The organism is Halobacterium sp. CBA1126, from assembly GCF_009741975.1.
Classification (GTDB): domain Archaea; phylum Halobacteriota; class Halobacteria; order Halobacteriales; family Halobacteriaceae; genus Halobacterium.
The window spans coordinates 23,377-30,649 of record NZ_WPCF01000027.1; the positions used below are offsets into that span (position 1 = coordinate 23,377).

Below are 7,273 nucleotides of genomic sequence, written 5' to 3' on the forward strand. Positions count from 1 at the left end.
AGCCAAAAAGCGGTGAGACAGCGGTAGTCCCGGGAGCGGGACGGGGCGGCGCTTAGAAGCTGACGCCGCCGCCGAAGAAGTAGAGGTACACCCACCAGACGTAGCCGACGGCGAGCGCGATGGCCGTCAGCACCTCCAGAACGCGCACGTAGGTGTTCCCGTAGGTCCTGCGGAAGTTCTGGATTCGCTCGATCTGCCGCCAGACCGGGTCCAGCGGCTCCGGGACGACCTCGTCGAGGCCGCCCACGTCGGACGTGTCCACCTGGTCCTCGGGGGCTTCGTCGTTCGAACTCATTGTTTCACCTCCTCGGTGAACGGGAGGTCGAGACCACGCATCATCACCTTCTCCCCGACGAAGACGGCGACGAAGACGGCGATGCCCGCGACCTTCACGAGCAGCATCGGGTAGGTCATGACGAGGACGCCGAGCACGGTGAGTCCCGCGCGGAGCAGGACGATGCGGCCGATGGACATCTCGAACGGGTAGTTCAGGCCGTAGATGATGGCGATGGCGCCCAGCATGACGAGCAGGCCGAGGAACAGCGAGTACGCGCTCGGCGCCATCGAAATCAGCCCGGGGTTGTAGACGAACGCCACGGGCAGGACGAACAGCGGCGCGGCGATCTTCAGCGCGGCGCCGCAGGTCCGCCAGAAGTTCGCCTTCGCGATGCCCGCCGCGACGACGGCCGCCGTCGCGACTGGCGGTGTGATCCCCGCCAAGATGGCCGCGTAGAACATCGTGTAGTGGGCGGTGATCTCCACGACGCCGAACTCGGAGACGAACGTCGGGACGATGAGGATGGCGACGATGACGTACGCCGCGACCGTCGGCATCCCGACGCCCATCACGATGGCGACGGCCATGCCGAGCAGCACCGCGAACAGCAGCACGCCGCCGGAGAGGTTGATCATCAGCAGCGCGATCTTCGCGGGCACGCCGGTCGTCGAGAACAGGTTCACGACGCCGCTGATGACCACCAGGATGATGGCGATGGGCGCGAGGATGATGGCGCCCCGGCGGAAGCCGTGAATCGTGTTCTTGACCTGCGTGACGAGCTCCGCGAGCGGCTGGAACCGGAGGACGCGGCGCGTGAACGCCTCGACGCGGTCGCGGAACGGACCGAGGAGGCCGCCCGAGGACTGCGACGCCCGGGACTGCTCGCGTTCGGCGGTCCACGACCCGCTACCCATGCACTCGACGATGCGCTGGACGGTCGGCGTGGTGATGCCGGTGATGATCATCGCGAACACGGTGTACATCGCGGACGTCATCACCGTGTACTGGGCGATACCGAGGTAGTAGATGAGGACGCCGAACGGGACGCCGAACCGGAACGCTTCGGTGATCTTCTCGTTGCGCGAGAGCGGTTCGTCGAAGAACTCCGAGAACTCCATGTCCTGGTCGCTGGAGTCGCTGATCGCGGTGTAGTGGACCGCGATGGCGATAGAGGCCACCAGAATCGCCGCGGGGATGAGCCCGGCGACGACGATGTTGAGGTACGCGACGCCGAGGTACGACGCCATCACGAACGCGGACGCGCCCATGACCGGCGGGAGCACCTGTCCCGAGGTGGAGGCGACGGCCTCGATGCCGGCCGCGCGGTGACCGGACATCCCGCTCTCCTTCATCGTCGGAATCGTGAACGACCCCGTCATGGCGGCGTTCGCGGTGTACGAGCCGTTGATAGAGCCGATGACCGCCGAGGAGAGCACGGCCGTCTGTGCGACGCCCGAGCGGATGCGGCCGGCCGCGACGATGGCGATGCGGAGGATGAGGTCGAACGCGCCGTACGCGAACAGCAGGCCGGCGTACAGGAGGAACGGCGCGATCCACGACGCGGTCAGCTGCGTGAGCGAGCCGTAGAACCCGTAGAGGTCCGTGACGGTCGCCTGCAGCAGGGTCTCCTGAGTCATCCCCGCGTGCCCGAGGACGCCGGGGACGGCGTCGCCGAACACGGCGTACAGCATCACGCCGATGACGAGGAACAGGAAGAGGTTCCCGAACTCCCGCCACGTGAGGTACAGCAGGGAGATGATGATGAGCCGCGCGAGCATGTACTCGTGCTCGGTCGCGAACCCCTGCCGCAGGAGGTAGACGGTCTCGAAGTTCAGGAAGAAGTAGAACGATGCCGTGATGAGGACGCCGGCGGCGGGCAGCAGTACGAGGGCGTCTATCCGGCTGCCTTCTTCGAGTGATTCGCGGGTTTCGTTCAGTGCGTACACCGTCATGATGCCGCCCACGAAGAGGACGCCATACTTGACGGGCGACCACTGCTGGGTCGATGCCCACCAGAGGACGACGGCCCAGAAGAGGACTGCGGCGAGCGTGACGCTGAGGTCGAGGCCGCGCAGTACCCCCGTAGGGCCGGTGTCTTGTTCGGTTTCTGTTGCCATGTATGAGTGTGGTTTGCGTGCGGTAAAATATTGATTTGGGTCCGACTCTCGGAGTGGGGACTACGCCGAGCGGCCTACGTCAGGCCGTCTCCCCTTCTTCGAGGCTGTCGTCCCAGGCGTCGTTGTCCTTGTAGTACTGGACGGCGCCGGGGTGGACGGGGATGCGCTCCTGTGCGTAGGCGAGCATCTCCTCGGCGGAGTCGTAGTCGTTGAACTGCGCCTCGCCCTCGTTGACGAGGTCGTTGTGCTCGTGGACGACGCGGCAGAGTTCGTAGACCGCGTCCGGGTTGGCCTCGGGGTTGAACGTGTAGTTGACCTGGAGGTCCCACGTGAACACTTCGTCGGTGCCGATGTCCGTCCCCGCGATCTGCCAGTCCTCGTAGTCAGTCCGCGTGGTCCCGGCGCCGGAGTACGACTCCGCGGACTCGATGAGCGCGTCCGTCGGTTCGACGTAGTGGAGGTCGACCCGGGAGGCCATCTCCTGCACGAAGCCGGTGTATCGCACGCCCGGCGTCCCGTAGGCGATGGATGCGTCGATGGTGCCTTCCTCCATCGCACCGGGCGCGTCGCCGACGCCCATGTTCTCGATGGTCATCTCCTCGTAGACGTCCGCCGTCGGGTCCTGCGACCAGACGTCGAGCGTCGTCGCGCGCGTCGAGTACCCCGGCTCCGCGGGGTAGACGTTCGCGCCGGCGAGGTCGTCGAACGTCTCGATGCCGGTCCCGTCGCGGGCGACCACGTAGATGCTGTACGGGAACGCGCCGAACCCGTACTGCGGGATGCGGTCGACGGGCTGCTCGGCGAACCGACCGCGGCCGTCGAGGGCCTTGTTGAGGGAGTTGTTGTCTGTGATGCCGGCGTTGAACTGGTTCTGGGCCATCCGGTAGATGGTCCCGATGTACCCCGGACTCTCGATGGTCGAGTAGTCGAGGATGTCGCTCGCCTGGCTGACCGCGCGCTCGACGGCGAGTCCGACGTCCTGGGTGCCACCCGCGGACGTACCGACGCGCAGCGAGAGGTTCTGCTCTCCCCCGTCGCCGTTGCCGCCGTCGTCGGCGGTTCCGTCGCCGCCGTTGCCGCCGTTGCCGCCGTCGTCGGTGGTTCCGCCGCCGTCACCGTCGCCGCCCATACAGCCGGCGAGTCCCGCGATACCTGCCGCAGCTGTTCCGTACAGGAACTTCCGTCGCTTCATGTTGTCTTCCACCATGTTCATCCATGACAAACAGTCCGGCCTTTAACAATCTATCTGTTTGTTTCGCCCCTGTTGACGTGAAACGTGAGGTCCTGACAGCCTCTCGTCCGATTCGACGCTCCGCGAAAGTCGGCCGACGACACCGCGACCGGACGCGTCGCTGGCAACACGACGGCTTGTGGAGCGTCGCGGAGACCACGGTCCCGGCCGAGCCACGCGAACTCGTCGAATGCCATCTCGACGGTCACCGCTCCCGGTACCGACGCTGGTCGACCGAAGGGCACGGCACCGCTACCGTCGCGAACGAAAAATCCTCGCTGCGAGGCGTCAGCGAGTGACTGGCGCCTCGGCGACGCCGACGGACTCCACGACAGCGCGGACGTCGTCGCCGGGTTCGATGTGCGCCGCGCCCGGCGTCCCCGTGCTGAAGAGGTCACCGGGCTCCAGCGTCATCACGTCGGAGTGGAACGAGACGATTTCGGCGGGCGGGAACAGCATGTTCCGGATCTCGTTTTCCGCCTCGACGCTCCCGTTGACCTCCGTCCGTACGGACAGCGACGCGAGGTCCAGGGGCTCCTCGGGCACCGCGAGCGCGGCGCCGGGGACGAGGAACGTGTCGTAGCTCTTCGCGCGAGTCAGGAACCGCGGGTTTCGCTGGAGGACGTCCTCGGCGGTCATGTCGACGACCGGCAGGAACCCCGCGACGACGTCCTCGAAGTCGGCTTCGTCGACGTTCCGGCAGGTCCGGCCCATCACGACGCCGAGTTCGGCTTCCGCGGTGACGTGCTCGCTCTGGGACTCCGGCGGGAGTCGAATCGGGCCGCCCGGCCCGGTCGGCACCGTCGAGGGCTTCATGAAGCTCGCGGGCTCCTCGGGGCGCTGCTCGTCGAGGTCGCCGGCGTGCTCCTCGTAGTTCAGGCCGATGCCCCAGAGCTTCCCGAACTCCGCGAGCGGCGGCCCGAACGTGAGGTCCTCGGCGGGTACCGGGTCGGCTGGCGCGTCCGCCACGTCGCCGAGCGTGCCGTCAGCAGCCCGCGGGAGCGCCTCGCGGACGCTATCGAGGTCCGGTTCGACCGCGTCCAGCCGGACGTACCCGTCGTCGTTGCCGAGCAGCGCGTCGCCGGTCGCGGTGCGTGCGAGGTACTTCATTCCTCGCGGTCCGTCCAGAAGTCGAACGAGCGCCCGGGGGCGAACACGTCCAGCCCGACCGCGCGCTCGTCGCCGGTGTTCTCCACGCGGTGGGTCTCGTTGGACTCCAACAGCACGGAGTCGTTCGGCTGGAGCGTGACCTCGCGATCCTCAGTGGCGACGGTGAGCTCGCCCTCGAGGCAGAGACACACCTGCTCGTTCTCGTGGTCGTGCATCGGGGAGCTGTGGCCCGGCGGCTTCTCGAACCACTCGAAGGAGAACTGGTCGCTGCCCGCCATCGCGACGCGCCGCCAGCCCGCCTCGGGCTCGTACGTCTCCGCCTCGTCGAAGCGGACTTCCTTCATAGGTTCGCTCCGGTGGAGCCGCCGTCGATGGGGAGCGCGGTGCCGTTGATGTAGCCGGACTTCGGCGAGCTCAGGAACGCCACCGTGTCGCCGAGCTCCATCGGGTCGCCGATGCGGTCGAGGGGGTTGCTCGCCCAGTCCTGGAGCCCCTCCTCGTAGTCGTCGTACTCGCCGCGTTCGATGGCGGCTTCGACGAGGTTCTGGATGCGCGCGGTCTCGTGTGGACCGGGGAGGACGGCGTTCGACCGCACTTCCGGCGCGAACTCCTTCGAGAGCGTCTTCTCGAGGCCGATGACGCCCATTCGCACGGAGTTCGACAGCACGAGGCTGTCGATGGCTTCCTTGACGCTGCGGGACGTGATGGTGACGATTGTGCCGCCGTCGCCCTCCTTGAGGTAGGGCTCGGCCTCGCGGGCCAGTCGGACGACGCTCATGACCAGCAGGTCGTAGGCCTCGTACCAGTCCTCGTCGTCGGTGTCGAGGAACGCGCCCGACGGCGGGCCGCCGGCGCTGGTGACGAGGTGGTCGATGGTGCCGAACTCGTCGACGGTGGTCTCGACGAGCGTCTCGACGTCGTCGGCGTCCGTGAGGTCGCCCTGCTGGACGACGACGTCGCCGTCGGCGACTTCCTCGATCTCCTCGCGGGCGTCTTCAAGTTGGTCCTCGTCGCGGCCGTTGATGACGACGTTCGCGCCCTCGCGGGCGAGTGCCTTCGCGGAGGCCTTCCCGAGGCCACTCGAAGACGCGGTCACGAGCGCTGCGTTGCCGTCGATTTCCAGATCCATGTGAGAGTCAATCAGAGCACAGCGTGAAAACGTTTCCGTAGGGGCAACCGGTGGGCTACGACTCGACGAACCGCGCCGTCCCGTCCTCGAAGCTCACCACCTCGCGCGCCCGGACGGTCGCGGCCGCGGGGAGGTCGTCGACGACCGCGGCGGAGACCCGGAAGTCGCCCAACTCCTCGGTGTTCCGGATCCAGACGACGCGGACGGTCTCGGGGTCGTAGCCGCCGAGCGCGGCCAGCGACGCGCGGAGCGCGAACTCGTCGTCCGGCGCCACCACCGGGAGTTTGGACTTCGAGAGCGACCCGCTGGTGAACGCGTTGGCGTACGTCTTCTGCAGGTCGAGCTGGTCGACCGCCGCCCGCCGCGTCACGTCCGCGAGGCCGATGCCGTTGCCGTTCCCCTTCGTCGCCTCGGTGAGCCCGCGGACGTAGATGAGGTCGACGTCGGGCGTCTCGGGGTCGGGCGCGTTCAGCACGCGGTAACGCCCGATGACGTTCGTGTCCATCCCCGCGCCGGAGATCTCCTTGCCGATCTCGTCGACGACCAGCAGGTCCACGTCGTCGACCGGGAGGGTCGCCATCTCGTCGTACGCGCGCTCCAGCAGTTCTGGCTCGCGGTCGAAGAACGAGCCGGCCGGCACGCCCTCGAGGTGGGCGATTTCCTCCTCGAAGTTCTCCACGATGGCGAGACCGCCGAGCAGCGGGACCGACGACTCGACGACGTCCAGCGCGGCGGCCAGCGTCGCGACGTACCCCTCCTCGATGGCCGTCGAGTGGAAGGCCTTCGCGCCGCGCTGCTTGCCGAGGCCGACGACGGTCATCTTCGCCAGCCCGCTCTCGATGTCGCCGGTGAAGTTCGTGTGGGCTTTCACGCGGTTCACCACGAGCACGGCGTCGGCGTCGAGAGCCGCGCGGGCGAAGTACACCGGGACGGCCGTGTCGCCGACGGTCACCGTGGCCAGTTCTTCGACGTCCATCCGCGCGTCTATCGGCGCGCCGACGCTGTCCTCGGTGACGCCCAGGGACTCCAGTACCTCGCGCTGGCCGTCCGGCGTCGCGCCGCCGTGGCTCCCCATCGCGGGTACCACCACCGGATCGAAGCCGCGCTGGTCGAGTTCGGCGACGACCGCGGCGGCGACGTCGTCGATGCGGTGGATGCCGCGGCTGCCGACGCCGACGGCCGTAGAGGCCGACCGACGACGAGCATGTAAGACGAGCGCGGTCCCCCAGCCGAACTGGGTGTCCGTGAATATCTCCTTGGGGAACCACGCCCGCGGTGATGGTCGCGTACAGCTGGTACGGGAGGGCGCTCGCCGGGGACAGCAGCGCCTCGTTCGTGACGAACGGCGGCTGGGGCGGTGAGCTCGAAGCTCCCGAGGACGGTTCGGGGGTGGTGCTGGGGGTACGGGC

Annotated in this window: 7 protein-coding genes; all 7 read right to left on the minus strand. The window is 67.8% G+C overall.

Annotated features, from left to right (window positions below):
• Positions 1-52: 52 nt before the first annotated feature.
• Positions 53-295, minus strand: coding sequence for a hypothetical protein (locus GJ634_RS05720; protein WP_157501059.1), 243 nt, complete (start codon positions 293-295; stop codon positions 53-55).
• On the minus strand, positions 292-2,394 hold the full coding sequence (locus GJ634_RS05725; RefSeq protein ID WP_157501061.1) for a TRAP transporter fused permease subunit: 2,103 nt from the start codon (positions 2,392-2,394) through the stop codon (positions 292-294). The genes GJ634_RS05720 and GJ634_RS05725 overlap by 4 nt, the downstream gene beginning before the upstream one ends.
• 79 nt (positions 2,395-2,473) lie before the next feature.
• Positions 2,474-3,586, minus strand: coding sequence for a TAXI family TRAP transporter solute-binding subunit (locus GJ634_RS05730; RefSeq protein ID WP_197425421.1), 1,113 nt, complete (start codon positions 3,584-3,586; stop codon positions 2,474-2,476).
• Positions 3,587-3,913: 327 nt separating this feature from the next.
• Positions 3,914-4,735, minus strand: a complete 822-nt coding sequence (locus tag GJ634_RS05735) for a fumarylacetoacetate hydrolase family protein (RefSeq protein ID WP_157501064.1) — start codon at positions 4,733-4,735, stop codon at positions 3,914-3,916.
• Positions 4,732-5,079, minus strand: a complete 348-nt coding sequence (locus GJ634_RS05740) for a cupin domain-containing protein (protein ID WP_157501065.1) — start codon at positions 5,077-5,079, stop codon at positions 4,732-4,734. The genes GJ634_RS05735 and GJ634_RS05740 overlap by 4 nt, the downstream gene beginning before the upstream one ends.
• The gene (locus GJ634_RS05745) at positions 5,076-5,864 is read right to left on the minus strand and encodes an SDR family oxidoreductase (RefSeq protein ID WP_157501066.1); all 789 of its coding nucleotides are present in this window, start codon (positions 5,862-5,864) and stop codon (positions 5,076-5,078) included. The genes GJ634_RS05740 and GJ634_RS05745 overlap by 4 nt, the downstream gene beginning before the upstream one ends.
• Positions 5,865-5,919: 55 nt before the next feature.
• The gene (locus GJ634_RS05750; RefSeq protein ID WP_331714010.1) at positions 5,920-7,116 is read right to left on the minus strand and encodes a DUF362 domain-containing protein; all 1,197 of its coding nucleotides are present in this window, start codon (positions 7,114-7,116) and stop codon (positions 5,920-5,922) included.
• Between the last annotated feature and the right edge of the window lie 157 nt (positions 7,117-7,273).

Coding starts and splice junctions, on each gene's coding strand:
- GJ634_RS05720 (WP_157501059.1), bottom strand. CDS start 295: ATGAGTTCGAACGACGAAGCCCCCGAGGACCAGGTGGACACGTCCGAC.
- GJ634_RS05740 (WP_157501065.1), bottom strand. CDS start 5,079: ATGAAGGAAGTCCGCTTCGACGAGGCGGAGACGTACGAGCCCGAGGCG.
- GJ634_RS05745 (WP_157501066.1), bottom strand. CDS start 5,864: ATGGATCTGGAAATCGACGGCAACGCAGCGCTCGTGACCGCGTCTTCG.
- GJ634_RS05730 (WP_197425421.1), bottom strand. CDS start 3,586: ATGAAGCGACGGAAGTTCCTGTACGGAACAGCTGCGGCAGGTATCGCG.
- GJ634_RS05725 (WP_157501061.1), bottom strand. CDS start 2,394: ATGGCAACAGAAACCGAACAAGACACCGGCCCTACGGGGGTACTGCGC.
- GJ634_RS05735 (WP_157501064.1), bottom strand. CDS start 4,735: ATGAAGTACCTCGCACGCACCGCGACCGGCGACGCGCTGCTCGGCAAC.